The 25737-nt window shown below is 72.7% G+C and carries 20 protein-coding genes and 1 riboswitch; of the genes, 9 read left to right on the top strand and 11 right to left on the bottom strand.

Annotated features, from left to right (window positions below; all coding sequences use genetic code 11):
* Positions 1-27 precede the first annotated feature (27 nt).
* The 4 genes from OG767_RS11670 to OG767_RS11655 all read right to left on the bottom strand — a co-directional run bounded on the left by OG767_RS11670 (position 28) and on the right by OG767_RS11655 (position 4601).
* On the bottom strand, positions 28-1707 hold the full coding sequence (locus OG767_RS11670) for a glycosyl transferase family 1 (RefSeq protein ID WP_405093421.1): 1680 nt from the start codon (positions 1705-1707) through the stop codon (positions 28-30).
* A complete protein-coding gene (locus tag OG767_RS11665; protein ID WP_396770713.1) occupies positions 1704-2732 on the bottom strand; it encodes a Gfo/Idh/MocA family protein in 1029 nt (342 codons plus the stop codon). Before OG767_RS11665 ends, OG767_RS11670 begins: the two co-directional genes overlap by 4 nt.
* Positions 2729-3838 carry a DegT/DnrJ/EryC1/StrS family aminotransferase gene (locus tag OG767_RS11660; protein ID WP_405093420.1) on the bottom strand — a complete coding sequence of 370 codons (1110 nt, stop codon included), beginning with the start codon at positions 3836-3838 and terminating at the stop codon, positions 2729-2731. The genes OG767_RS11665 and OG767_RS11660 overlap by 4 nt, the downstream gene beginning before the upstream one ends.
* A 130-nt stretch (positions 3839-3968) precedes the next feature.
* Positions 3969-4601, bottom strand: a complete 633-nt coding sequence (locus OG767_RS11655) for a TetR/AcrR family transcriptional regulator (RefSeq protein ID WP_281934705.1) — start codon at positions 4599-4601, stop codon at positions 3969-3971.
* A gap of 155 nt (positions 4602-4756) precedes the next feature.
* On the opposite strand from OG767_RS11655, the gene OG767_RS11650 reads away from it, so the two are divergent.
* From OG767_RS11650 to OG767_RS11635, 4 genes are all read left to right on the top strand, one after another.
* Positions 4757-5659, top strand: coding sequence for an ABC transporter permease (locus tag OG767_RS11650; RefSeq protein ID WP_107156657.1), 903 nt, complete (start codon positions 4757-4759; stop codon positions 5657-5659).
* Positions 5652-6452 (top strand): ABC transporter ATP-binding protein, encoded by an 801-nt coding sequence (locus OG767_RS11645; RefSeq protein ID WP_343442376.1) that lies wholly within the window; start codon positions 5652-5654, stop codon positions 6450-6452. Before OG767_RS11650 ends, OG767_RS11645 begins: the two co-directional genes overlap by 8 nt.
* A 102-nt stretch (positions 6453-6554) precedes the next feature.
* Entirely contained in the window at positions 6555-8054 is a 1500-nt protein-coding gene (locus OG767_RS11640; protein ID WP_405093419.1) for a D-ribitol-5-phosphate cytidylyltransferase, read from the top strand.
* A 16-nt stretch (positions 8055-8070) separates the two neighbouring features.
* On the top strand, positions 8071-9744 hold the full coding sequence (locus OG767_RS11635; protein WP_405093418.1) for a CDP-glycerol glycerophosphotransferase family protein: 1674 nt from the start codon (positions 8071-8073) through the stop codon (positions 9742-9744).
* On the opposite strand, the gene OG767_RS11630 is transcribed toward OG767_RS11635, so the two are convergent.
* Positions 9741-10538, bottom strand: coding sequence for an alpha/beta fold hydrolase (locus tag OG767_RS11630; RefSeq protein ID WP_405093417.1), 798 nt, complete (start codon positions 10536-10538; stop codon positions 9741-9743). The two genes, OG767_RS11635 and OG767_RS11630, sit on opposite strands and share 4 nt — an antisense overlap.
* A gap of 554 nt (positions 10539-11092) precedes the next feature.
* On the opposite strand from OG767_RS11630, the gene OG767_RS11625 reads away from it, so the two are divergent.
* A complete protein-coding gene (locus tag OG767_RS11625; RefSeq protein ID WP_405093416.1) occupies positions 11093-11647 on the top strand; it encodes a hypothetical protein in 555 nt (184 codons plus the stop codon).
* 55 nt (positions 11648-11702) lie between these two features.
* On the opposite strand, the gene OG767_RS11620 is transcribed toward OG767_RS11625, so the two are convergent.
* The 4 genes from OG767_RS11620 to OG767_RS11605 all read right to left on the bottom strand — a co-directional run bounded on the left by OG767_RS11620 (position 11703) and on the right by OG767_RS11605 (position 15829).
* Positions 11703-12563 (bottom strand): C39 family peptidase, encoded by an 861-nt coding sequence (locus OG767_RS11620; protein ID WP_405093415.1) that lies wholly within the window; start codon positions 12561-12563, stop codon positions 11703-11705.
* Between the two features lie 200 nt (positions 12564-12763).
* Positions 12764-12903: riboswitch (cyclic di-AMP (ydaO/yuaA leader) on the bottom strand.
* A gap of 313 nt (positions 12904-13216) precedes the next feature.
* Positions 13217-13981 carry a hypothetical protein gene (locus tag OG767_RS11615; protein WP_405093414.1) on the bottom strand — a complete coding sequence of 255 codons (765 nt, stop codon included), beginning with the start codon at positions 13979-13981 and terminating at the stop codon, positions 13217-13219.
* A gap of 147 nt (positions 13982-14128) precedes the next feature.
* The gene (locus OG767_RS11610) at positions 14129-14542 is read right to left on the bottom strand and encodes a hypothetical protein (RefSeq protein WP_405093413.1); all 414 of its coding nucleotides are present in this window, start codon (positions 14540-14542) and stop codon (positions 14129-14131) included.
* Positions 14543-14620: 78 nt separating this feature from the next.
* Complete coding sequence (locus OG767_RS11605; RefSeq protein ID WP_405093412.1) at positions 14621-15829, bottom strand: acyltransferase family protein; 1209 nt, start codon at positions 15827-15829, stop codon at positions 14621-14623.
* A gap of 145 nt (positions 15830-15974) precedes the next feature.
* On the opposite strand from OG767_RS11605, the gene OG767_RS11600 reads away from it, so the two are divergent.
* From OG767_RS11600 to OG767_RS11590, 3 genes are all read left to right on the top strand, one after another.
* Positions 15975-17300 carry a polysaccharide pyruvyl transferase family protein gene (locus OG767_RS11600; protein WP_405093411.1) on the top strand — a complete coding sequence of 442 codons (1326 nt, stop codon included), beginning with the start codon at positions 15975-15977 and terminating at the stop codon, positions 17298-17300.
* 42 nt (positions 17301-17342) lie between these two features.
* Positions 17343-18038, top strand: coding sequence for an alpha-ketoglutarate-dependent dioxygenase AlkB (locus OG767_RS11595; protein ID WP_405093410.1), 696 nt, complete (start codon positions 17343-17345; stop codon positions 18036-18038).
* Between the two features lie 70 nt (positions 18039-18108).
* Entirely contained in the window at positions 18109-19401 is a 1293-nt protein-coding gene (locus tag OG767_RS11590) for a uracil-xanthine permease family protein (RefSeq protein WP_405093409.1), read from the top strand.
* A gap of 110 nt (positions 19402-19511) precedes the next feature.
* Here the strand turns inward: OG767_RS11590 and OG767_RS11585 are convergent, their stop codons facing one another.
* Together OG767_RS11585 and OG767_RS11580 are read right to left on the bottom strand one after the other, a co-directional pair.
* Positions 19512-22001: a DNA topoisomerase (ATP-hydrolyzing) subunit A gene (locus OG767_RS11585; RefSeq protein WP_405093408.1), complete on the bottom strand. Its 2490-nt coding sequence runs from the start codon at positions 21999-22001 to the stop codon at positions 19512-19514.
* 32 nt (positions 22002-22033) lie between these two features.
* A complete protein-coding gene (locus tag OG767_RS11580) occupies positions 22034-24073 on the bottom strand; it encodes a type IIA DNA topoisomerase subunit B (RefSeq protein ID WP_405094195.1) in 2040 nt (679 codons plus the stop codon).
* A gap of 381 nt (positions 24074-24454) precedes the next feature.
* On the opposite strand from OG767_RS11580, the gene OG767_RS11575 reads away from it, so the two are divergent.
* A complete protein-coding gene (locus OG767_RS11575) occupies positions 24455-25711 on the top strand; it encodes a hypothetical protein (RefSeq protein WP_405093407.1) in 1257 nt (418 codons plus the stop codon).
* The last annotated feature ends 26 nt before the right edge of the window (positions 25712-25737 follow it).

Below are 25737 nucleotides of genomic sequence, written 5' to 3'. Positions count from 1 at the left end.
CGTTGACGGGGGCGGGCACGGGCGGGGCTATCGGAGGAAGGCGTCGAAGACCTCGGCGGTCCGTCGCCCGTCGTGGTGGTCACGGACGTAACGCGTGCCCTCCGCGGCGAGGGCGACCGCGGCGGGCCGGTCGTCGAGCAGCGACTCGATGGCCTTGACGAGGGTGTCGGGCGTGGCGTTGGCGATCGGCGGGCGGACGCCGGCGGCCCGGTGCGGGCCCTCGCTGACGTACGCCACGACGACCCTGCCGGCGGCCATCCCCTCGCAGGAGAAGGTGCCGTAGCTGCCCATCACGAGCTGGTCGACCACGATGTCGCAGTCCTGCACCTGGCGGCGCATCTCGTGGTGCGGCAGCCCCTCCACCAGGCGCAGGTCGATGACGTGACGGTCGTGCAGCTCCTGCAACCGGGGCAGGAGCCGGTCGGTGCCCTTGGTCCACCGCTTCGACGGCGCGTGCAGCACCACCGGCCGGGCGCGTTCCAGCACCGGACGGTCGCAGGCCCAGTCGTCCACGTCGACGATCAGCGGCGCCCAGGTGGCGAACGGCACGTCGTCCAGCAGGTCGGGGGTGGTCACGAAGAACGGCAGGCCGCTCTCCTCGGCGGTGCGCCGGTTGCGTTCGGCCACCGTGGTGAGCCGCTCGCGCAGCTCGGGGTCGGCGTCCCGGAACGCGGACTCGGCGTGCCGTTCCAGGTGCGCGCCCGGATGGCGGATCTCGCTGCCGTGCGCCAGCAGCGCGACCTTGAGCCGGGCCCGGCGCAGCGCGGGCAGGTCGGCGGCGATGTCGTCGCCGTTGGCCCGGCCGAGCACCGGGCGGAACGCGTCCACGATCAGGTGCGTGTACCAGCCGAGCACCCGGCGGGCCTGCTCCGTCTGCACGTCGAGCCGGTGCTCGCCCGGGTAGTTGAGGTAACGGTCGGCCGGGTAGCGGTAGGTCTCCGGCGGCTTGGCCATCACCAGCTCGACGCCGACGTCCGCCCGGGCGGTGGTGAGCGCCACGGCCAGGGCGGAGAGCTGCCCGGCGTAGTTGGCGGTGCCCAGCCCCAACCGGACCGGACCGGCGCCGAGCGCCCGCCAGGGGCCCGGGGTGCCGGCCTCGATCGGCGCGGCCGTGGGCCCGTCCGGCGCGGGTGGCCCGTCGTCGTGCTGCCGGGCCCGCTGCACCGCCTTCGCGAAGGAGGGCAGCGAGCCGGGCGCGAAGAGTTCGCCGGTCCCGTGTCGGGCCAGGTGCTCGCGCACCACCCGGCTGTCCGCCGCGACGATCCGCAGCCCGGCGGCGAGGTAGGTGTCGAGCAGCGCCAGGCCGGCGTCCGGGTCGAAGCCGAACACGGCCACGTCCGCCGAGGCGAGGAACGCGGCGGTCACCGCGCGTGGGCGTGACACCTGGTGGATCCGGCGACGGGCCTTGCCGGCGCGGTCGACCAGGGCCCGGGCCGCCGTCCGCTCCGCCTCGTCGCAGACCAGCGCGAGGTGGAACTCGGGCAACCGGTCGAGCGTACGGAGCACCCCGTCCAGCGCCCGGTCCGCCGTGATCCCACCGGCGTGCACCAGGAGCGGCGTGCCGGCGGGCAGCTCACACAGCTCGCGTACCGACGGGGTCTGGAAGGGCCGCGTGCCGGCGGCGGCCCGGCGGAGCGCGATGCGCCACCGCCGGGGGATCCGCCGCCGTACCGCCGAGACCGTCCGCCGCACCGGCGCGGGGCTCATCGCAGCGCCGGCTCCGCGTCGCTGCCGCTCGACACGACCGACACGACCTTGCCGTCGGACGCGGACTCCAGCAGCGCCGCCGCCACCTGCACGGTACGCAGACCCTGCCGCAGCGTGACGATGTCGCTCTGCTTGCCCTCGACCGCGTCGCGGAAGCGCTCGTGCTCGACCAGCAGCGGTTCCCGCTTCGGGATGGCGTAGCGGACCATGTCGCCCTCGGCCACGCCGCGGAACGCGCGCAGCGCCTCCCACTCCGTGTCGATGGCGGCGTTGGCGTAGAAGGTGAGGTCCGCGGTGAGCGTGTCGGCGACGAAGCAGCCCTTGTCGCCGGTGACCACGGTGGACCGCTCCTTGAGCGGGCTCAGCCAGTTGACCAGGTGGTTGACCATGGTGCCGTCGGCGAGCGTGCCGACCACGGCGACCATGTCCTCGTGCAGCCGGCCGCTGCGGGAGACCGTGCGGGCGGCGACCGAGGTGTATTCCTGGCCGGTCACCCAGGCGGTCAGGTCGATGTCGTGGGTGGCCAGGTCCATCACCACGCCGACGTCGGCGATGCGGTGCGGGAACGGGCCCTGCCGGCGGGTGACCACCTGGAAGACCTCGCCCAGCTCACCGGCCTCCAGCCGGGTACGCAGGCTCTGCAACGCCGGGTTGTAGCGCTCGATGTGGCCGACGCCGGCGACCAGGCCGGCCGTCTCGAACGCGTCGACAAGCTTGGTGGCCGCCTCGACCGACTGCGCGAGCGGCTTCTCGATCAGCGCGCAGACGCCGTTGGCGGCCAGCTCCAGGCCGATCGACTCGTGCAGCGCGGTCGGGCAGGCGACCACCGCGTAGTCGACGCCCAGCGCCAGCAGGTCGCTCAGCTCGGCCACGACCGGCGCGCGCAGCGTGCCGGTCGTGTCACCGGCCGGGTCGACGATGCCGACCAGCTCGACGCCGTCCAAATTGGACAGCACCCGGGCGTGGTTGCGGCCCATGGCGCCGAGGCCGATCAGCCCGGCGCGCAGCTTGCGTCCCCCGCTCATGCGGCACCCCCGGCCTGGTTCGCGGCGTCGGCGATCCGCTCCAGCTCGGCCTGGCTCAGCGACGGGTGCACCGGCAGCGAGACCACCTCGGCGGCGGCCCGCTCGGTCTCCGGCAGCTCCCACGGGCCGGGCTGGCCGTCGGCGTTCAGGTAGGGCTTGAGCCGGTGGATCGGGGTCGGGTAGTAGACCGCGTTGCCGATGCCCAGCTCGGTGAGGCGGGCCTGGGCGGCGTCGCGGTCGCCGGTCACCCGCACCGTGTACTGGTGGTAGACGTGCTTCGCGCCGTCGGCGACCGGCGGGGTGACCATGCCGGTGATCGCGGAGTCGAGGAACTTGGCGTTCGCGCGACGCTGCTCGGTCCACCCGGCGAGCTGGCCGAGCTGCACCCGGCCGATGGCGGCGGCCACGTCGGTCATCCGCATGTTGGCGCCGACGATCTCGTTGGCGTACCGCTGCTCCATGCCCTGGTTGCGCAGCAGCCGGAGCGTGCGGGCGAGCCCGGCGTCGGCGGTGGTGATCATGCCGCCCTCGAGGGAGTGCATGTTCTTGGTCGGGTAGAAGCTGAAGCACCCGGCGGTGCCGAACGCGCCGACCGGGGTGCCGTTCAGCTCGGCGCCGTGCGCCTGGGCGGCGTCCTCGACGACGGCCAGGCCGTGCTGCTGCGCGATCGCCATGATCCGGTCCATCGCGGCGGGGTGGCCGTAGAGGTGCACCGGCATGATGGCGACCGTCTTCGGGGTGATCGCGGCGGCGACCGCCTCCGGGTCGACGCAGAAGCTGCCCGGCTCGATGTCCACGAAGACCGGCTCGGCGCCGACCAGCCGGACCGCGTTGCCGCTGGCGGCGAACGAGAACGAGGGCACGATGATCTCGTCGCCCGGGCCGAAGCCGAGCGCCATCAGGGTGAGCTGGAGCGCGGACGTGCCGGAGTTGACGGCGACGCAGTGCCGGCCGGCGACCAGGTCGCCAAACTCCTCCTCGAACGCGGCGACCTCGGGGCCCTGCACCACCCGGCCGCTCCGCAGCACCCGGACAGCCGCCTCGATCTCGGCCTCGCCGATGATCGGTCGTGCTGGGGGAATGAACTCTGGATGCGGCCCGGCCATGGGGCTTCCTCCTGTCGACGCGTGACTGTGGGGGACGTTCGGGGGGATGGTAGCGGTCTGGACGGAAAACGCTGCGTTCGCGCTCAGTGTCCGACCGGATGTTCCGCGCTGTTCATGATCGACGGGTGACTCACACTTCCACCTCGTCGCGGGCAGGCCCCAAGCATGCTACCCGCAGCGCCGCGACGATCGCGGCGGCCATCCGGGGCACCTCGGCCGCTTCCAGGGGGGCCCGGGAGATGGCCATCCGCCAGTAGACCGGCCCGACGATCAGGTCGACCGCGGCCCGCCGGTCGGTGTCCGGGGACAGTTCGCCGCGCTCCACCGCCCGGCCGATCAGGATCCGGCCGACGGCCTGCTGGTAGTCGTCCAGCGCGGTCTGCAGCTTCTCGGCGATCTGGGGGTTGCGCGCCGCCTCGGCCAGCAGGTCCGGGATGATCTGCGCGGCCAGTCGGTGACGCAACGCACGCGCCATCACGTGCAGCAGGATCTCCAGGTCGCCCAGGAGGCTCCCGGTGTCCAGCAGCGGGATGTTCCGCCCGGCCACCGCGGAGACCATGTCCAGCACCAGGTCGAGCTTGGAACGCCAGCGTCGGTAGATCGCGGTCTTGCTCACGCCGGCCCGGCGGGCCACCGCCTCGATCGAGAGGCGACCGTAGCCGACCTGGGCCAACTCCTGCATCACGGCGGTGCGGATGGCGCTGGTGATCTCGCCGCGCAGCACCGCCGCGCCGGCCGGGGCACGCCTCTTCTCGGTCGTCACGTGGGACAATGTAGCGCAACGACGGTACGGTTGCGTCCCGACGTTCGGTGGACTACCTTCCATGCAGCAGCGAGGCGGCTCCTCCCCGCCCGGCCACGCTGGATGTCTTCACCGCACTGCTCCCCATCGGCACGAAAAGATCGGAGCGCCTGACCATGGCCAACACCGCGGTGGCCGACCCCGAATCCGGACTGACCCGGGCCCAACTGGCCGGGCGGTACGGACTGCGGGTCGCCGGGGAACGACCGCCCCTGGGCGAGTACGCCCGCCGGCTCTGGGCGTACCGGCACTTCATGACCGCGTACTCGCGGGCGAAGGTCGCGTCCTCGCTGAGCAACACCCAGCTCGGCCAGCTCTGGCAGGTGCTGACCCCGCTGACCAACGCGGCGGTCTACTTCCTGATCTTCGGGCTGATCCTGGCCCAGCACCGGAACGTGAACAACTTCATCGCGTACCTGTGCACCGGTGTGTTCATCTTCATCTTCACCCAGACCGCGGCCACGAACGGCACCAGCGCCATCACCGGCAACCTGGGGCTGATCCGGGCGTTGCAGTTCCCGCGCGCCGCGCTGCCGATCACGGTCACCCTGGTGCAGCTCCAGCAGCTCCTCATGTCGATGGTGGTGCTGGCCGCGATCGTGCTGCTCACCGGCGAGCCGGTCACGTTCCGCTGGCTGCTGCTGCCCCCGATGCTGCTGCTCCAGACGATCTTCAACGTCGGGCTGAGCATGGTGATGGCCCGCCTCGGCTCCAAGGTCGCCGACCTCAAGCAGATCATGCCGTTCGTGATGCGCACCTGGCTGTACGCCTCCGGCGTGCTCTACCCGGTGGCGCTGCTGCGCGAGCACCTGCCGTCCTGGGCGGCCAGCATCCTGGAGTGGAACCCACCGCTGGTCTTCATCGAGCTGGCCCGCTACGCGCTGCTCGACTCGCACCAGCCCAACATGGTGAGCTCCCCGCCGAAGCTCTGGGCGCTCGGCGTGTTCTGGGCGGTCGTCATGGGCGTCGGCGGGTTCGTCTACTTCTGGCGCGGAGAGAAGGAGTACGGCCGTGGCTGAGCAGACCCTGCCGGTGAACGCCGGCACCGTGACCGACTCGGGCCGCGTCCCCACCGTGGTGGTGGACGACGTGCACGTGATCTACCGGATCCACAAGGGCGCGGCCGGCGGCACCACCCCGGTCTCCGCGCTCAAGCGGATCGTCTCCCGCACCAAGGCGCCGAACATCCGCGAGGTGCACGCCGTCAAGGGGGTGAGCTTCACCGCGTACGAGGGTGAGGCCATCGGCCTGATCGGCAGCAACGGCTCCGGCAAGTCGACCCTGCTGCGGGCCATCGCCGGCCTGCTCCCGCCGGCCCGGGGCGCGGTCTACACGCAGGGCCAGCCGTCCCTGCTCGGCGTGAACGCCGCGCTGCTCAACGACCTCTCCGGCGAGCGGAACGTGGTGCTCGGCTGCCTGGCCATGGGCATGCACCCGGACGAGGTCAAGCGCATCGCCCCGGAGATCATCGAGTTCTCCGGGATCAACGAGCGCGGCGACTTCGCCTCGCTGCCGATGCGCACCTACTCCTCCGGCATGGGCGCCCGGCTGCGCTTCGCGATCTCGTCGGCGAAGAAGCACGACGTGCTGCTCATCGACGAGGCGCTGGCCACCGGCGACCGCAAGTTCCGGGTCCGCAGCGAGCAGCGGGTCCGGGAGCTGCGCGACAGCGCCGGCACCGTGTTCCTGGTCAGCCACTCGATCGGCTCGATCCGGGACACCTGCGAGCGGACCATCTGGCTGGAGAGCGGCGTCCTGCGGATGGACGGCCCCACCCAGGAGGTCTGCGACGCCTACGAGAACCAGAAGTAACCCGCCGGAGCGCACCGACCCGGGATCCGTCCGGGCGGTGCGCTCCGCCGTACGCGTTAAGGTTTCCGGACCCATCCCCTTCACCCAGAGTGAGGTACGGCAATGACGCAGGACCACACCACCGCACCGGACGCCGCGCCGGCGAGCCCGGCACCCTGGCGCCCCACGCGTACGGTGGCCGTGATCCTCGCCGGGGGCACCGGGACCCGCCTCGGTCTGGGCATCCCGAAGCAGCTCCTGAAGATCGCCGGCAAGCCCATCATCGAGCACACGCTTGCCGTCTTCGAGGCCGCGCCGGAGATCGACGAGATCATCGTGCTGATGGCCACCGGCCACGTGCCGGACGCCGAACGGATCGTCGCCGGCGCCGGCTTCCGCAAGGTCACCAAGGTGATCGAGGGCGGCGAGACGCGCAACGACACCACCCGGATCGCGCTCGACGCGGTCGGTGAGGGCGACGTCAACATCCTCTTCCACGACGCGGTCCGCCCGCTGGTCAGCGCGCGGATCGTGCGCGAGTGCGTGAACGCGCTCTGGAGCTACTCGGCGGTCGACGTGGCCATCCCGTCCGCCGACACGATCGTCCAGGTCGACGCGGACGACTGCATCACCGACATCCCGGTCCGGTCCCGGCTGCGCCGCGGCCAGACCCCGCAGGCGTTCCGCTCCGGCACCATCCGGGAGGCGTACCGGCGGGCCGAGGGCGACCCCGACTTCGCCGCCACCGACGACTGCGGTGTGGTGCTGCGCTACCTGCCCGGCACGCCGATCAAGGTGATCGACGGCTCGGACGAGAACATCAAGGTCACCCACCCGGTCGACGTGCACCTGGCCGACAAGCTGTTCCAGCTCGCCGCCGCCCAGGCGCCCCGGCTCAGCCACCGCGGCTACGCCGAGGAGCTGACCGGCCGGACCATCGTGGTCTTCGGCGGCAGCTACGGCATCGGGCACGACCTCACCGAGCTGGCCCGCCGCTACGGCGCCCAGGTCTTCCCGTTCAGCCGGTCCAGCACCGGCACGCACGTGGAGCGCGCCGAGGACGTGGCCGCCGCGCTGAAGACCGCGTTCGAGGCGACCGGCCGGATCGACCACGTGGTGGTCACCGCCGGCATCCTGGAGAAGGGCGCGCTCGCCGAGATGGACGACGAGACGATGGACCGGCTCCTGCACGTCAACTTCGTCGGCCCGGTCACCATCGCCCGCCAGTCGCTGCCGTACCTCCAGCAGACCAAGGGGCAGCTTCTGCTCTACACGTCCAGCTCCTACACCCGGGGCCGGGCCCGGTACGCGCTCTACTCGGCCACCAAGGCCGCGCTTGTCAACCTCACCCAGGCGCTCGCCGACGAGTGGGCGGAGTTCGGCGTACGGGTCAACTGCGTCAACCCGGAACGCACCGCCACCCCGATGCGGACCAAGGCGTTCGGCGAGGAGCCGGAGCACACGCTGCTCGCCTCCGAGGCGGTCGCCCAGGCCTCCCTGGACGTGCTGATCTCCGAACTGACCGGGCAGGTGGTCGACGTCCGCCGGGCACCCGGCGAGCCGGTGGCCGACGTGCCGGCGCAGCCCGGCGCGCAGCGGTCCGAACTGTCCACCCGCGCCTGACCCGAGGGACGTGCAGATGCGTGGTGACCTGGTCCGGAAGCTGCTCGCCCGGGTACTGACCAGCGGGCTGGCGGTGCTGGCGTTCCTCGTCGTGGCGCTCACCGGCGCCACCGGCGCCGGCCTGGCGCTGGCGGTCGCCGCGCTGGCCGCCGCCGCCTGGGAGCGCCGGGTCCGGCCCAGCGCCGACGGGCTCGTCGAGACGGTGCTGGTGGCCGCCGGGATCCTGGTCGGCTACGCCCGCCGCGCCGACGACGGGTTCGATCCGGCGCTGGCCGCCACCGCGCTGGTCCTGCTCGGCCTGGTGCTGCTGGTCGGCCCGCTGCGGCAGGCCGGCGCGCTGGAGATCCGGGCGGCGAACCTGCCGGTCCGCTCCTGGACGCCGCTGGTCGCCGCCCGGCTCGGCGACGCCCTGCTGGTGCTGCTCGCCCTGGTGGCGCTCGCCGCCGCGTGGCCGCTGCCGGCCTGGCTGCCGCTGGCCGCCACGCTGCTGGTCGGCGCCGGCTGCGCCGCGATCGCGTTCGACCTCGCCCGGCGCCGGTTCCGGCCGCCGGCCGGGGGCGGTCCGGTCGGCCGGGCGTTGCGTCGGCAGCAGCCGGAGTTCGTGCTGCACTTCTCCGCCCCGCCCGGGTCGGAGTACCAGGTCACCATGTGGCTGCCCTACCTGGAGCGGATCGGCCGGCCGTTCCTGGTGGTGGTGCGCGAGCCGGAGTTCCTGTCCACCGTGGCCGCCGCCACCCGCGCGCCGGTGGTCCTCTGCCCCACCCTGAAGGCGCTCGACGAGGCACTGGTGCCCAGCCTGCGGGCAGCGTTCTACGTCAACCACGGCGCGAAGAACGCCCACGTGATCCGGTTCCACCAGCTCACCCACGTGCAGTTGCACCACGGCGACAGCGACAAGGCGCCCAGCGCCAACCCGGTGTCGGCGATCTTCGACAAGATCTTCGTGGCCGGCCAGGCCGCGATCGACAGGTACGCCCGCGCCGGCGTGGAGATCCCCGCCGAGAAGTTCGTCGTGGTCGGCCGCCCCCAGGTCGAGGCCATCGAGGTACGCCGGGAGCCGGGGCCGGCGTCGGCGCACCCGACCGTGCTCTACACCCCGACCTGGACCGGGCACCACGCCGACGCCAACTACTGTTCACTGCCGGTGGCCGAGACGCTGATCCGCCGACTGATCGACCGCGGCGCGGCGGTGATCCTGCGCGCCCACCCGTACACCGACCGGAACCCGGCCTCGGCGCGACAGCTCGCCCGGCTCACCGAACTGCTCGCCGCCGACAAGGCGAAGACCGGCCGGCCGCACCTGTGGGGCGCGGCGGCGGCCCGGGAGCTGACGCTCACCGAGTGCGTCAACCGCGCCGACGCGCTGGTCTCCGACGTCTCCGGGGTCATCTCCGACTGGCTCTACTCCGGCAAGCCGTACGCGGTCACCGACACCGGCGCCGACGGCGCGCACTTCGTCGAGCGGTTCCCGCTCGCGGCCTCCGGCTACGTGCTGCGCCGCGACATGTCCAACGTGGACGACGTGCTCACCGCGCTGCTCGACACCGACCCGAAGGCCCCCGAGCGCTGGACGGCCCGGACCCGCTACCTGGGCGACTTCCCCGCCGACGGCTACGCCGAGGCGTTCCTCACCGCCGCCCGCCGCGAGCTGGAACCGGACTGGTCCGTCCCGGCGCCGCGTCCGGCCTAGAGATAGGGGTCGAGCAGGGCGAGCACCGCAGCCGGGTCCTCGACGTGGGCGTGGTGGCCCAACCCGGGCAGGGTGGTCACCGGCACGCCGCACGCCGTGAGCTGCGCGTCCGTCACCATCGGATCCGTCTCGCCGCGCGCCAGCAGCACCGGCGCGTCGGCGGCGGCCAGCAGGGCGGGCATGTCGGGCTCACCCACCGCGAACGCGGCCGGATCCATGGCCAGCCGCCACCGTCCACCGCCCCGCTCGTCGCCGCCGGGGTGGCTCCGGTGCCCCCGGCCGTCCTCCCGCCGCAGCCCCGCGTCGACCACCGGGTGGCCGGGGGCGAACAGGCCGGCCAGCCCGGAGACCCGCAGGTAGCGGCGGGCCGCCTCGTCCCGGGTCGCGAACCAGGTCACCGGCCGGGCTGCCAACTCGTCCGCCTTGGCCAGTTCGGCCGGTGACCAGACCACCTTGATGCCCAGCCCGACCACCGCGTCGACCGGCAGGCCCCGCTGCCGTGCGGCGAGCGACAGCGCCACCACGCCACCGAGCGAGTGCCCGAGCAGCACCAGCCGGTCGTGCGGGCCGAGCCGGAGCGCGTCGAGCCCGTCCGCCACGCGCTGCGCCAGGGCCGCGAACGAGTACCCGGACCCCGGCAACGGCGGTGACCAGCCGTGGCCGGCCAGGTCGGGGGCGAGCCAACGCCCCTGCCAGCGACGCTCCAGCAGCGGCGCCCAGGGCAACCACACCTCGCCGGTGGCGCCCATACCGTGCAGGAGCACCAGGTGGCGGGTCCCCGTCGTATCGCCCATACGCCGCAGTCTGCCACCGCACGGACACCCCGCGCGAGACCACGCACGGCCGGCACCGCCCGGGCGAATGGAACGCGGTGATTGCCCTCGGACATCGGAGACACCACCGCGTCGTCCAGAACCTGGGCGCGGGCGGTGTCGACGCGTCGGGCATGCCGGACGTTGCTTGCGCTCGCAGCGCTACAAACTTGATGGCGTGGACGGGTCGCCGTCCTGACCCGTCCACGCCATCAAGTTCGCAGGCTCTGGAGCACTGACTGTCCGCACCGACATGCACAGCGTTCCAGTGCCTCACTGGGTGGGTTGTCCGGTTCGGCGGTGATGGGCGGCATGCTGGCGGCGGAATCGTCGACGGGGTCGCGGCGTTGTAGACGGGTGCACGGCCGAGGAAGGCAAGCGCCCGCCCGCCCTCTGGGAATGACGGTGGGACCCCGGTCGTTACACACACTCCCGGCGCCGCGACGAGGCCCCCCGCCCCGCGAGCAGCCATTCTTCTTGAGCGCCTGACGGTGCCCGCACCCCCGGTGCGTTGACCCCCGAATGGAGCCCCCCTCATGAACACGATGCTGCGTAAGAGCGTTCTGGGTATTGCTGGTCTGGCCTTCACCGGTGGTGTGTTCGCCGGTCCGATCGCCGGTCACGTCGAGTCCGCGCACGCCGCCACCGCCAGCAAGCCGGTTGCGGTGGCGAGTGTGCAGGGTGAGCAGTCCACGATCAACCTGAACGACGAGCAGACCGCCAACGTCAAGGCGATCATCGCCGCGACGAAGAAGGCCGGGCTGCCCGAGCGGGCCGCGGTGGTCTCGATCGCCACGGCGTTGCAGGAGTCGAAGCTGGAGAACCTGGGCCACCTCGGCGACCGCAACGACCACGACTCGCTGGGTCTGTTCCAGCAGCGCCCCTCCTCGGGTTGGGGCACCCCCGAGCAGATCACCGACCCGGAATACTCGACCCTGGCGTTCCTGAAGGGCCTGAAGCAGGTCGACGGCTGGCAGGACATGCCGCTGACCAAGGCCGCCCAGACCGTGCAGGTGTCGGCCTACCCGGATGCGTACGCCCAGTGGGAGAAGCAGGCCACCGACCTCGTCAACCAGCACTGGAACAGCTAAGACATGCAGAAGGCCGGCACCCCGGACAGGGGTGCCGGCCTTCGACGCGTACTCCTCAGGCGGAGTAGCCGCGAGTGGCCATCCAGTTCGCCAGGTCGATGGTGCTGATCCAGTACGACGGCAGCGACGGGTCGGCCGAGTCGGCGATCCGTACGGTTCGACCGTCGTTCTGGTAGCCGACCACGGCGATGTAGTGGCCGCCCGGGAACGAGTGCCAGCCGCCGTTGGTGTCGGTGGCGTCCCCGACGATGTTCGAGACCACCGCCCGGCCGTTGCGGACCGCGTTGACCACGTCGGCCTGGAGCCGGTCGATCTGCGCCTTGGTGGCCGTGCCGGGGATCATGCGGGTCCGGTACGGGTCGCCCTTGACCTGCTGGTTGAGCACCCGGGTGGTGTCCTCGGCCGAGTTGGTGCCCATCTCGGTGGTACCGAGCGCGACGGCGAGTGTGTCCTGGCTGCGCTCGATGCCGGCGGCGCTGAGCGCGTTCCGCACCGCGGCCGGGCCGCAGTAGTAGTAGGTGGTCTGCGCCTGGTAGTCGTAGTCGAGCACCTTGCTCGACGGCGGCTTCGGCGTGGCCTTGCGGGTGGTGTCCGGGTCGGCGACCTTCGCCGACGGCGAGGCCGTGGGCGAGGCGCTGGGCGAGCGGCGGGGCGACGCGCTGGACGACGCGCTCGGCGAGGCGCTCGGCGACGGGACGGCGAGGCGCGCCTCGCTGCGGCTGGCGGTGTCGCCGAGGCGGGAGCCGAGTTCCGCCACCGCGGCGGTGTTCTCCTGCCGGGTCGGCGCGTCGTCGGTGGCGGTCAGCGCGGCGCCGGTGCCGCCGGCCAGCACGAGGGCCGCCGCCGAACCGGCGATGATCTGGTACGGACGCTCGGTCGCGAGGCGACGCAGGTGGCGCTTCAGGTGGTACTTCACGGGTTTCCTCCACGGGGTGGGCGGCACGCGTCAACCCCGCGCGTGGAGGAACTCACACGCGCTGGCGGGCGGGGCGGCCGCGGGAAGTCGCCCGGATGCCGGGCGGGACGGGGTCGGAAGCGCGTCGCGTCAGGCGAGCGCCGGCACCCCGGGGCCGTGGAGGCGGGGAGACGTTCGGGGGGTGGTGGGCACGGGAATGGAACTCCTTCCGTGGCCGCCGACCGGGTTAGCTGACGGATTCGGGCGGGAAGTACGCCCTACCGCGGCCGTGGGCTCGCGGATTCACCCCGGTGTTGCGTTGGGTCCCCGGTTCGTATGCACGATTAGGCGGGTCGGCGCGGCGTCGCCATCTGCGATCGGGAACCGCACCGGACGCGCCGACACTACCGGCGGGTACACGCCCTGCCAAGCGCTCTCAGCTGCTTAAACGTCCTCGACGACTACGGATTCGGAACAGCCGGTCACCGACCTCCCTCAATGGGACAAGCGGCCACGTCGGCGCCGTGCGGCAGGAAGCGGACATCCGGCCGACGGAGAATCGGGCAGCGGGCGCAGCAGGGGCCATCGATCCGGCCGGTCGCCGGCGGTCGGTACCGGTGACCGGCCTCACCGGTTTCGGGTAACGATTCGGTCGACGTGCTTCCCGGGGCCGCTCAGCCGACGCGGGCCGGACGCCACCGGGCCCCCCGCACCGCCGACGGGACCGGGACGCGGCTCGCCGTCGAGACGCGGGACGTGGGCACCGGCCGCAGCGCCGTGGCCGCCGCGTACGCCTCGACGGCGAGCGTCCGGGCCGCCTCGGCGGCCAGTTCGGCGTCCCGCCACGCCAGGCGTTCCCGCTCGGCGGCCGTCTCCCAGCCGGCCCGCCGCCCGTCGCGGACGGTCCGGGCCAGCACGATCTCCTGCTCGGCCGGGTGCCGGCGCGGGTCCCACCCGTTGCGGTGGGCCAGCACGTCGGCGAGCTGGCGGGCGGTCAGCTCCCCCCGCCAGTGCGCCGTCATGGCGGCGTGGTGCAGCCAGCGTTCGCGCGCCGCGTACTCGGCGGGGGTGTGGGGTGTGTGCGGGGTGGGCAGCGCGCCGGCGCCGGCCAGGCGGCGGGCGGCGGCGTCCGCCTCGTCGTAGGCCGTCCAGGCCCGGTCGGCCTCGCTCTGGGCGGCCAACCACTGCTCGCGACGGCGACGGGCGGTCTGCGCGGCCCCGGCGGCGGCCACCGCCACCTCGTCGGCGTAGCGGGCCAGGTCGGCGCGGTGGAGCGCCTCCGCGTCGACCGGTTCGGGTGCCGGCTCACCCGCGCCGTCGCGTTCCGGTCGGGCGACCAGCACGGCGAGCAGGACGAGGGCGAGCACGGTCAGCGCCGACCAGATGGCGGCGGCCTCGGGGACGGCGGTGAGGAAATTGAGGAGAACGGTCTGCGACATGGTCGGCACCTCACGGGAGACAGTGGCGGGTAACTCCGCACGGCCGGTCCGGGGCGGGGCGCGGCCGGAGTTCGGGCGCCGCCGGGCCGCCGAGGCGGTGCGGGGTGAGGTTCGGTGGGCGCGGTCACGGGCCGGGCCCGTGGCGGGTCAGCGGGCGGGCGGGGCCCGCGGACCGGCCGGAGCCGGCGGCTGGCCGACCGGGAACGGGTGCCGCCCGGTCGGGGGCGGGACATCGCCCACCGGCTGCGGCTCGGGAACGCCGACGCGGCTCCGCTGCCGATCGACGACGGGGACGCCCTGCCGCTCGACGACGGTGTCGCCCTGCCGCTCGACGACGGTGTCGCCCTGCCGCTCGGTGACACTGCCGTTCGGCCGTTCGGCGGCGGCGTCGGCCCGCAACCCGGCGACCGGGCCGGCCGCCGCGGGTGCGATCGGGGACCCGCCGGTCGGCAGCGTGGCGGCGCCCAGCGAACAGGCGACGACCACGGCCAGGCTGGCCAGCATCCGTGCGACCCAGCGCGCCACCCACCACACGGGACAGGTGAGCGCGATCGGAGCCACGGGAACAAATTACCGCCGATCCGGGCACGGCGCATCGTCGCCCGGCGTGTCGCGACGCCGTTGACCAGGGTGGACCGCTCAGTCCGGCCGGCGCCGCCCGGCGTACTCGATCGACGGGTCCGGCTCCCCGGCGGACGCCGCGCCGGTGTCGTCGGCGGCCGCGCGCGGTGCGGGCACGCCCGGTGCCGGCGCGGCGGCGGCCGGACCGCCGCGGGCCCGGCGCGACGGGCCGAGGCGGCGCATCATCGGCTCCTCCACCCAGCGGTGCAGCACGGCGGCGAGCGCCAGGGTGAGCAGCAGGAAGCCGAGCACCGCGAGCGGGCCCCGCCACCCGGGCAGCCCGGTCCCCCAGTCCCCGGTGAGCCGCAGCACGGTCACCATGACCAGCACGTGGACCAGGTAGAACGCGAACGAGACCTCACCGAGCCAGAGCATCGGCCGGGACCGCCACGGGGTCCGCCGGCCACGCACGTCGGCATCCGCCGCCGCGGTGATGACCAGCAGGTACGCGACGGCGAGCAGCGCCGCCCAGAACTCGGCCCGGATCCACAGCGCGGCGACCACCCAGGTGGCGACGAAGGCCAGGCTGGCCGTGGTCAGCCCGGGGCCACGCCAGCGGTGGCGGCGCATCAGCTCGGCCGCCGCCGCCCCCATCCAGAACTCGAACGAGCGGGTGACCGGGAAGATCTGCGTGAACCACCACCGCTGCTCCTCGGGCACCAGGTGCTGGCCCGGCCAGAGCGCCAGGATGAGCAGCGGCGCGGCGACCAGCACGGCCCGGAGCACGCCGGTACGCGCCCGGCGCAGCCACGGCACCACCAGCGGCAGGCACAGGTAGAAGGCCAGCTCGCAGGAGAGCGACCAGCTCACGTTGTTGATGCTGTAGAAGTAGCCGTTGAGCGGGATCCACGCCTGGACCAGGAACAGGTTCCCGATCGCGGCCCACGGCAGCACCGGGTCGGCGAACCAGGCCGCCACGGCCAGCGCCGCCAGGAACGTCACCACGTGGTTCGGGTAGATCTTGGCCGCCCGGCGGCGCAGGAACGTCCACCCCGACTCGCCGTCCCGGTACGACCAGACGAGCACGAAGCCACTGAGGATGAAGAAGAACTCGACGCCGGAGAGCCCGAGGCTGAAGACCTTGCCCATCACCGCCTGCCACTGCGGCTCCGCGATGATCCGCATGGTGCCCGCGTGGAAGCCGAAGACCAGCAGGGCCCCGATCCACCGCAGCCCGGTCAGCGACGGCAGACGCGGAGCACGGGTGGTGGTCGGGGCGCTGGTCATCCCGGGCACCTTACCGGGTGGCCGGGGGCGCGTTCCGGCGCGGCGACGTCCGGGCCGGTCCCGGCGGGCGGCGGATAGGATTTCCGTTCCCGCGCGGCGGGGCCCCACCGGGCCCGCCGGGCCCGTACGGAAGGTGAGCAACCGGATGCACCAGCGGATCCTCCTCCGCGCCCGCAAGGGCCCGTTCGACGTCCTGACGCCCGAGGAGACCTTCGCCGGCAACTGGATCAGCGACAACACCGGCAACCTGGTCTTCAGCCACGCCGCGAACAAGCTGCTGGCCACCTCCACGGCGGAGGTCACGTCGACCCGGAAGCTCGCCGACCCGCGCGACGCCGACGAGATCAACGAACGGTACGACGTCTTCGTCATCCCGCTGGCCAACGCGTTCCGGCGCAGCTTCATCAACCGCCTCGAACCGATGACCCGGCTGATCGAGCGGCTGAAGATCCCGGTGGTGGTCCTCGGCGTCGGCGTGCAGACGAACGTCGACGGCGACCGGGAGTACCTCCGCCAGATCGACGAGCCGGTGAGCGCGTTCTGCCGGGCCGTGCTCGACCGGTCGCACAGCATCGGGGTGCGCGGCGAGATCACCGAGAGCTACCTGCGTACGCTCGGTTTCTCCGCGGTGGAGCAGATCGGCTGCCCGTCGATGTTCCTGCACGGGGACACGTTCACGCTGGAGAAGACCCGGCCGGAGCTGACCACCGACGACCGGATCGCGCTGACCATCTCCCCGTACGTCTCGTCGATGGCCCCCGTCGTCCGCCGCCACCGGGAGCGCTACCCGAACCTGTGCTACGTGCCGCAGGACCTGCGCACGCTCGGCACGCTGCTCTACGGCGACGCGCCCGAGCACCGGGGCAAGCACAGCGAGATGCCGCTGCACACCTCGCACCCGCTCTTCGTCGAGGACAAGGTGCGGATGTTCGTCGACCCGTGGACCTGGATGGCGCACCTGTCCGGCTTCGACTTCAACTTCGGCACCCGCATCCACGGCACCATCACGGCGCTGATCGCCGGCACGCCCGGCTACCTGTTCGCGCACGACTCGCGCACCCTGGAGCTGGCCCGGTACTTCGGCATCCCGCACCGGATCATGCGGGACGTGCCGGCCGACGTCGACGCCGCCGACCTCTACGCCGAGGCCGACTACACCGCGCTGACCGAGGGCCACAAGGCCCGCTTCGACACCATCACCGCGTTCCTGGCCAAGCACGACCTCGGCACCTCGTTCGCCGACGGCGACAGCGCCGCGGCGTTCGACAGGCGGGTCGCGGAGACCGAGTTCCCACCGGCGGTCCGCCCGGCCGCCGCCACCGGACCGGCCGAGCTGCTGACCCGCATCCAGCGGCTCCACGACGAGAACCGCCGGCTCGCCGACACCGTGCGCACGCTGCGCGCGCAGGGGCTGCGCGAGCGGATCAAGCAGGCCGTCCCGGACCCGGTCCGCCGGATGCTGCGACGCTGATCCGTCGTACGCCTGTTCGACCGCCGGGGTACGATCGCCTGCGTGTCCGACGTCGCGTACCAGCCCTCGATGCTCGACCTGGCCGAGCACGGGCCGACCCTCGGTCCGCTCGCCGAGCCGACCGGGCATGCCGGCACGGCCCTCACTTCGCTCGGTACGTTCGCTCATGCCGACCGGGTACGTCGGCACGCGCTGAGCCGGGGCGCCTGGGTCGACCACCTGCCCGGCTGGGTGCGGGGCTCCGACGCGGTGCTCGACACGCTCCGGCACGACGTGCCGTGGCGGGCCGAGCGTCGCGCCATGTACGACACCGAGGTCGACGTGCCGCGGCTGCTCTGCTGGTACGCCGGCGGCCGACCGCTGCCGCACCCGGTGCTCACCGCCGCCCGCGACGCGCTCAGCCGGCACTACGCGCCCGAGCTGGGGGAACCGTTCGTCACCGCCGGCCTGTGCCTCTACCGCGACGGCCGGGACAGCGTCGCCTGGCACGGCGACACCAAGGGCCGCTCCGCGCACACCGACACCATGGTGGCGATCGTCTCGTTCGGCTCGCCCCGCCCGCTGCTGCTGCGCCCGCGCGGCGGGGGCGGCCCCGGCCTGCGCTTCTCGCTCGGCCACGGCGACCTGGTGGTGATGGGGGGCTCCTGCCAACGCACCTGGGAACACGCCGTGCCGAAGACCACCCGCCCGGTCGGCCCCCGGGTCAGCGTCCAGTTCCGCCCCGCCGGGGTGGCCTGAACCGGCCCCGTGCTAGAAACAACTCCCAGGGTCGATCACGCCCCCGTCACCCGAGACAAAGGGCGAGGCGATGACCCAGTTCCCCACGTGGGCCGTGCACGGCGACGGCCGGTCGGTACGCCCCGGCGACGTGGTCCATCCCGACGAACGGCTCTCCTGGCCGCGCACCGTCGGGGTGGGCGTGCAGCACGTGGTCGCCATGTTCGGCGCCACCTTCACCGTGCCACTGATCACCGGCTTCCCGCCGGCCACCACGCTGTTCTTCTCCGGCCTGGGCACGCTGCTGTTCCTGCTGATCACCGGTAACCGGCTGCCGTCGTACCTCGGTTCGTCGTTCGCGTTCATCGCCCCGGTGATCGCCGCCAAGACCGACGGCGGCATCGGCGCGGCCCTCGGCGGCATCGTGGTCGCGGGTGCCGCGCTGGCGCTGGTCGGCGTCGTGGTGCACGTGGCCGGCGCCCGGTGGATCGACGCCCTGATGCCGCCGGTGGTCACCGGCGCGATCGTCGCGCTGATCGGGCTCAACCTCGCGCCGGTCGCCTGGGACGGCGGCGGCGCCGGCACCGGCGTCAAGGCGCAACCGCTGATCGCCGTGGTCACGCTGCTGGCGATCCTGGTCGCCACCGTGCTGTTCCGCGGTTTCCTGGCCCGGCTGTCGATCCTGCTCGGCGTGGTGGTCGGCTGGCTGGTCGCGGCGCTGACCGGCCAGCTCGACCAGCAGGCGGTCACCGGGCTGCGGCAGGCCGCCTGGGTGGGGCTGCCGGAGTTCCACACGCCCAGCTTCAGCCTGCGCGCCGTCGTGCTGGTCATCCCGGTCATCCTGGTGCTGATCGCGGAGAACGCCGGGCACGTCAAGGCGGTCGCGGCGATGACCGGCCGCAACCTCGACCGGCACATGGGCCGCGCGTTCCTCGGCGACGGCGTCGCCACCGTGCTGGCCGGCGCCGGCGGCGGTTCCGGCACCACCACGTACGCGGAGAACATCGGCGTCATGGCCGCGACCCGCGTCTACTCCACCGCCGCGTACTGGGTGGCCGGCGGCACGGCGATCCTGCTCGGGCTCTGCCCGAAGTTCGGCGCGCTGATCCTCACCGTGCCGGCCGGTGTGCTCGGCGGCGCCACCACCGCGTTGTACGGCCTGATCGCGGTGCTCGGCGCCCGCATCTGGATCGAGAACCGGGTCGACTTCCACGACCCGGTCAACCTGTTCACGGCCGCGGTCGCGGTGATCGTCGGCGCCGCCAACTACACGCTGACCGCCGGTGACCTCTCCTTCAACGGCATCGCGCTGGGCACCGCCGCCGCCCTGGCGATCTACCACGGCATGCGCCTGATCGCCCGCCTGCGCGGCACCACCCCCTGACCCTCACCCCGGGTCCTCTTTCACGGAAAGAGTGGCTGTCCGGGGCGGAATAGCCACTCTTTCCGTGAATCAGCGCGCGCCGGGCGGGGTGGGGGGTGGGTGGGGGTGGGTCAGTCGCGGTCGATGTGGTGGCCGATGACGGTGGGGCCCAGCATCACGGCGAAGCCGGAACCGTCGCGGCGCGGGTCGGCCGGGGGCAGGTCCACCGGGTCACCGTTGGCCGTCGCGCCCACCGGCCGTGGGCCGATCCAGGCCACCGACAGCTCCACCTCGCCCTTGAGGAGCCGCTGCGCGCGCACGCCGCCGGTCGCCCGGCCCTTCGCCGGGTACGCCGTCATCGGCGTCACCTTGACCGTGGCGCCCGTCGAGGTGACCACCATCGGCTCGCCGTGCCGCGGGTCGTCGGTGCGGACCGCGCCGAAGAAGACCACCCGCGCCCCCGCCGGGAGGTTGATGCCGGCCATCCCGCCGCCCTTGACGCCCTGCGGACGGACCAGGGACGCCGGGAAGCGCAGCAACGACGCCTCCGAGGAGACGAACGCCAACGCCTCGGTGCCGTCGGTCAGCCAGGACGCGCCGACCACCTCGTCGCCCTCCCGCAACGAGATCACCTCGAACTCGTCCGAGCGGACCGGCCAGTCGGGCGCACACACCTTCACCACGCCCTGCCGGGTGCCCAGCGCCAGACCGGGCGACCCCTCGGCGGACGGGCCCAGCGGCGCCAACCCGACCACGGTCTCCCCCGGCGCCAACGGCGCCAGCTCGGCGGCCGACATGCCGCCGCGCAGCGACACCGTGCCGGACTGCTCCGGCAGCACCGGCAACGGCAGGACGTCGATCTTGAACGCCCGGCCGGCGCTGGTGACCAGCAGCACCCGCCCCCGGGCGGTGGAGTGCACCACCGCGCGTACCGCGTCGTGCTTGACCCGGCCGCTGCGGCGACGCGCCTCGGCCGCCTCCTCCGACTCGGCCGCGGTGCGGGCGACCAGCCCGGTCGCGGAGAGGATCACCTGGCACGGGTCGTCGGCGACCTCCAGCGGGCCGGCCGGCACCGAGGCGGCGAGGACCTCCTTGAGGTCGCCGTCGACGAGCGTGGTGCGCCGCTGCACGCCGAACTGCTTCACCACCGCGGCCAGCTCGTCGGAGACCAGCTTCCGCAGCACCTTCTCATCGTCCAGGATCGTCGACAGCTCGGCGATCTCCCCGCGCAGCTTCTCCTGCTCGGCCTCCAGCTCCAGCCGGTCGTACCTCGTCAGCCGACGCAGCGGGGTGTCCAGGATGTAGCTGGCCTGGATCTCGGAGAGCTTGAACTTCTGCATCAGGCCGTCCTTGGCGGCCTGGGCGTCCTCGCTGGCCCGGATCAGCTTCACGACCTTGTCGATGTCGAGCAGCGCGATCAGCAGCCCGTCGACCAGGTGCAGCCGCTCCTCCCGCTTGCGCTTGCGGTACGCGGTGCGCCGGGTCACCACCTCGTAGCGGTGGGACAGGAACACCTCCAGCAGCTCCTTGAGCCCGAGCGTGCGCGGCTGGCCGTCCACCAGCACCAGGTTGTTCACGCCGAAGGACTGCTCCAGCGGGGTCAGCCGGTAGAGGTCGGCCAGCAGCGCCTGCGGGTTGACGCCGACCTTGCACTCGACCACCAGGCGGGTGCCGTTCTCCCGGTCGGTGAGGTCCTTGACGTCGGCGATGCCGGTCAGCCGCTTGGTCTTGTTGACCTCGTTGGTGATGGCCGCGATGACCTTCTCGGCGCCGACGCCGTACGGCAGTTCGGTGACGGTGATGGCCTGCCGGCCCCGGCTGCCCTCCAGCGGGCCGATCTCCACCCGGCCACGCATCCGCACCACGCCGCGCCCGGTCTCGTACGCCCGGCGCACCTCGTCCAGGCCGAGCAGCAGCCCGCCGGTGGGCAGGTCGGGGCCGGGCACGAACTCCATGAGCTTGTCGAGCGTGGCGTCCGGGTGGTTGATCAGCCAGCGGGCGGCCTGGACCACCTCGCCGAGGTTGTGCGGGATCATGTTGGTCGCCATCCCGACCGCGATCCCGGACGCGCCGTTGACCAGCAGGTTCGGGAAGGCGGCCGGCAGCACGGTGGGCTGGGTCAGCGAGCCGTCGTAGTTGGGCTCGACGTCGACGGTGTCCTCACCCAGCTCACCGACGAGCAGCATGGCCGGGCGAGAGATGCGACATTCGGTGTATCTCGCCGCCGCCGGTCCGTCGTCCGGGCTTCCAAAATTTCCATGCCCGTCGATGAGCGGCGTGTTGAGCGAGAAGTCCTGGGCGAGCCGGACCAGCGCGTCGTAGATCGCGGTGTCGCCGTGCGGGTGGTAGCGACCCATCACGTCGCCGACCACGCGGGCCGACTTGACGTGTGACCGGTCCGGCCGGAACCCCGACTCGTGCATCGACCACAGGATGCGCCGGTGCACGGGCTTGAGCCCGTCCCGGGCGTCCGGCAGGGCGCGGGAGTGGATGACCGAGAACGCGTACTCCAGGTAGGAGTCGGAAACCTCGGTGACCAGCGGGTTGTCGAAGACCCGGGCGCCGGCCTGGTCGAAGGCGGAGAGATCGGCCTTCGCGCGGTCGTCCTTGCGGCGTGCCATGGTGCAGCTTCCTTCCGAAACGAACGCGGTGGTCAGGCGTCGATGGCGTCGCGGTCGACGCGGTCGGCGGAGTCGATGAGCCAGTTGCGGCGGGGCTCGACCTTCTCCCCCATGAGCAGTTCGAGGATCCGCTCGGCGGCGTCGACGTCGTCGAGCGTGATCCGGCGGACCGCCCGGGTGGCCGGGTTCATGGTGGTCTCCCACAGCTCGTCGGCGTCCATCTCACCGAGGCCCTTGAAGCGCGGGATCGGGGTGACGATCTGCTTGCCGGCCTTCTCCAGCTTGCGGACCGTCGCCTCCATCTCGGCCTGGGTGTAGGTGTAGACGGTCTGCGGGTTACGCCCCCTGGTGGTGATCTTGTGCAGGGGCGGCATCGCGGCGTAGAGCCGGCCGGCCTCGATCAGCGGTCGCATGTAGCGGGCGAAGAGCGTGATCAGCAGCGTCCGGATGTGCGCGCCGTCGACGTCCGCGTCCGCCATGATCAGCACGCGGCCGTAGCGCAGCGTGGACAGGTCGAACGTCCGCCCGGAGCCAGCGCCCAGCACCTGCACGATCGCCGCGCACTCGGCATTGTCCAGCACCTGCTGGAGGTTGGCCTTCTGCACGTTGAGGATCTTGCCGCGGATGGGCAGCAGGGCCTGGTATTCGGAGGATCGGGCGAGGCGCCCTGTCCCGAGGGCGCTGTCCCCCTCCACGATAAATAATTCGCTTCTGTCGATGCCTGACGCGCGGCAGTCGACCAGCTTGGCCGGCATGGCCGCGCCCTCCAGCGCGGTCTTGCGGCGGGCGGCGTCCTTCTGCTGCTTCTGGGTGAGCCGGACCCGGGCCGCGTCGACGATCTTCTGGAGCACCGTGCGGGCCTCGGCCTTGGTGCGGCGGTCGTCCAGCCAGCTCTTGAGGTGCGCCTCGACCAGACCCTGGAGCACCTTGGTGATGCCGGCGGTGGAGAGCTCGTCCTTGGTCTGCGAGGTGAACTGCGGCTCCGGGATCCGCACGTGCACCACCGCGGTCATGCCCTCCAGGACGTCGTCCAGGGTGGGCGCGTCCTCCTTGGGCTTGAGCAGGCCCCGGGTGGTGCGGGCGGCCTCGGCGAGGGTGCGGGCCAGCGCGCGCTCGAAGCCCTTGCGGTGGGTGCCGCCGTGGGCGTTGCGGATGGTGTTGGTGAAGCACTCGACGGTGCGGTCGTAGCCGGTGCCCCAGCGGAACGCGATCTCGACCTCGGCGCGACGCTGCACGTTGGACTGCATGACGCCGTTGGCGTCGGCGGCGTTCTCGCGGTAGGTGCCCTCGCCGGTGACCAGCAGCGTGCCGGAGACCGGGCGGTCACCGGCCGGCGCGAGGAACTCCACCATGTCGGTCAGGCCGTCGGGGTAGTGGAAGCGCTCCTCGACGGCCTGCTCGCCGGTCTCGTCGCGCAGCCGGTAGGCCACCCCGGGGACCAGGAAGGCGGTGTTGCGCAGCTTGAGCCGGACCGCCTCGGTGTCCAGCGTGGCGCCGGTCTCGAAGTAGCGCGGGTCGTGCCACCAGCGGATCGAGGTGCCGGTGCGCTGGCCGCGCTTCACGGCGCCGACGACCTGGAGACCGGGACCGGGGGTGAACGGCGCGTCCGGGCCGTCGCCGTCGAAGATCCCGGGTACGCCGTGGCGGAACGACATGGCGTGCACCTTGCCGGCGCGGCGGACCGTGACGTCGAAGCGGCGGGAGAGCGCGTTGACGGCGGAGGCGCCGACGCCGTGCAGGCCGCCGGAGGTCTTGTAGCCGGAGCCGCCGAACTTGCCTCCGGCGTGCAGCCGGGTGAGCACCAGCTCGACGCCGGAGATGCCGGACTTGGCGTGCACGTCGGTGGGGATGCCGCGGCCGTCGTCGTCGACCTGGACCGAGCCGTCGGCGTGCAGGATCACGTCGACGGCGGTGGCGTGACCCGCGACACCCTCGTCGGTGGAGTTGTCGAGGATCTCGTTGACGAGGTGACCCACGCCACGGCTGTCGGTGGAGCCGATGTACATGCCGGGGCGCTTGCGGACGGCGTCGAGGCCCTCCAGGTGGGTCAGGTCGTCGGCCCCGTAGAGCATCTCAGGCTGTGCGGTCAACTGGTCGTACTCCCAGGTCTCGGCGGTGTGGTGCCGTTCACCGTGAGCGGTCCCCACGGCGATCGCCGGGCGCGGCGCGCCGCAGCGAGCCTAGCCCGGCGCTCCGACAGGTCCGATGCACCCGGGTGCGGTGTTGCCCGGTCGACCTGCGGGCCACCCCCGGCGGCGGTGTCCGACGACGACGGAAAGGCGTCCGTGCCCGACAACGACCGGGCCGCCGCTCGTCTTCCCGGTCGCTCGCGGGCGGATTGTTAACACCGGTCGTGACCACGTGTCCGGGCATTGACGCCCGTCACACGCCCGTGATGTGATCGCCACCTCAGAGGATCTTTCACGTTTCTATGTGTGAGGGTGAGGTGGGGCATGTCCGTGTTCCGTCGTTCCGTGCTCGTGGCGGCGCTGGCGCTCGCCACGGCAGCGCTGCCGGCCGCCGTGGCGCCCGCCGCGCCCGCCGCCGCGGCGCTGCCCACCGCCGCGGTGGCGTTGGGTGACAGCTTCATCAGTGGCGAGGGCGCCGGCGGGTACGCCCCGGTGGTCGACGTCAACGGCGTCGCGCAGGGCTTCCCCGGATGGTCGGCGGCGAACGCCAACGCCTACTTCTGCCACCGCTCACCGAACGCCTCGCTGTTCCGGGCCGACCTGCCGGGCATCGCCGCGCGGTTCAACCTGGCCTGCTCGGGCGGGCAGCCGTACGACATCGCCAACGCCTCGGCCAGCCGGGCCAAGGGCCGGCAGGTGGCCGCCCAGCTCGACCAGCTCCGCTCGGTGGCCCGGACCCACGACATCGACCTGGTGCTCGTCGGGCTCGGCTCGAACAACAGCTCCTTCACGTTCGGCAGCGTGGCGGAGAAGTGCGCCAACCGGTTCATCGCGGACGCGTGGACGGGCTGGTGGGAGTTCTGGGCGTACCTGGGCGGGCCGGTGGAGCAGAAGCCGTGCACCGACGCCGACCTGGGCACCGCCGCGCAGTTCTCGGCCGCCACCGCGGAGACCACGGCGGCGCTGCGGCAACTGCTCACCACGCTCGACGAGGTCGACGCGGACGGCCAGCACCGGGTGGTGTTCCAGGACTACACCAACCCGCTGCCGTACGAGCTGGACCAGAGCTACTGGAGCGAGGACAGCCGGGACGACACCCGGGACAAGTTCCGCGCGCTGGGCGCGGAGCGGTACGCGGCCGGCTGCCCCATCCACCGCGCCAGCCTGGCCCCGGGCCAGCGCTTCTCCCAGGGCCTCGGCACGCTGGTCAGCTCCGTTCGCGGCACGCTGGCCGCCGAGTTCCCGGCCGACGACCTGGTCTACCTGAACGTGCAGCGGGCGTTCGACGGCGCCCGGCTCTGCGAGTCGGCGGGCAGCCCGGCCAACGCGCTGGCCACCCCGATCCGGCTGATGGACGGCCCGAGCGGCACCTTCGTGACCAGCCTCTCCGGCTACGACAAGCTGGACATCCAGCGGATCGCGAACGCCTGCGGCACCTACTTCCAGACCTGCCAGGAGTCGTGGCACCCGAGCGCCGCCGGCCACCAGGTGCTCGGCCGCTGCCTGAGCGGAGCGGCGGTGACCGGCGCCCGCGCCGTGTCCTGCGTCCGCGCCCCGGACGGCACGATCAGCGTGAGCTGACGTCACCCGACCAGCGGGCGCTGGGG

This window comes from Micromonospora sp. NBC_01392 (assembly GCF_045040125.1).
Lineage (GTDB): Bacteria > Actinomycetota > Actinomycetes > Mycobacteriales > Micromonosporaceae > Micromonospora.
The sequence above is the reverse complement of the archived record's forward strand: the minus strand, read 5'-3'. Positions and strand labels throughout refer to the sequence as shown.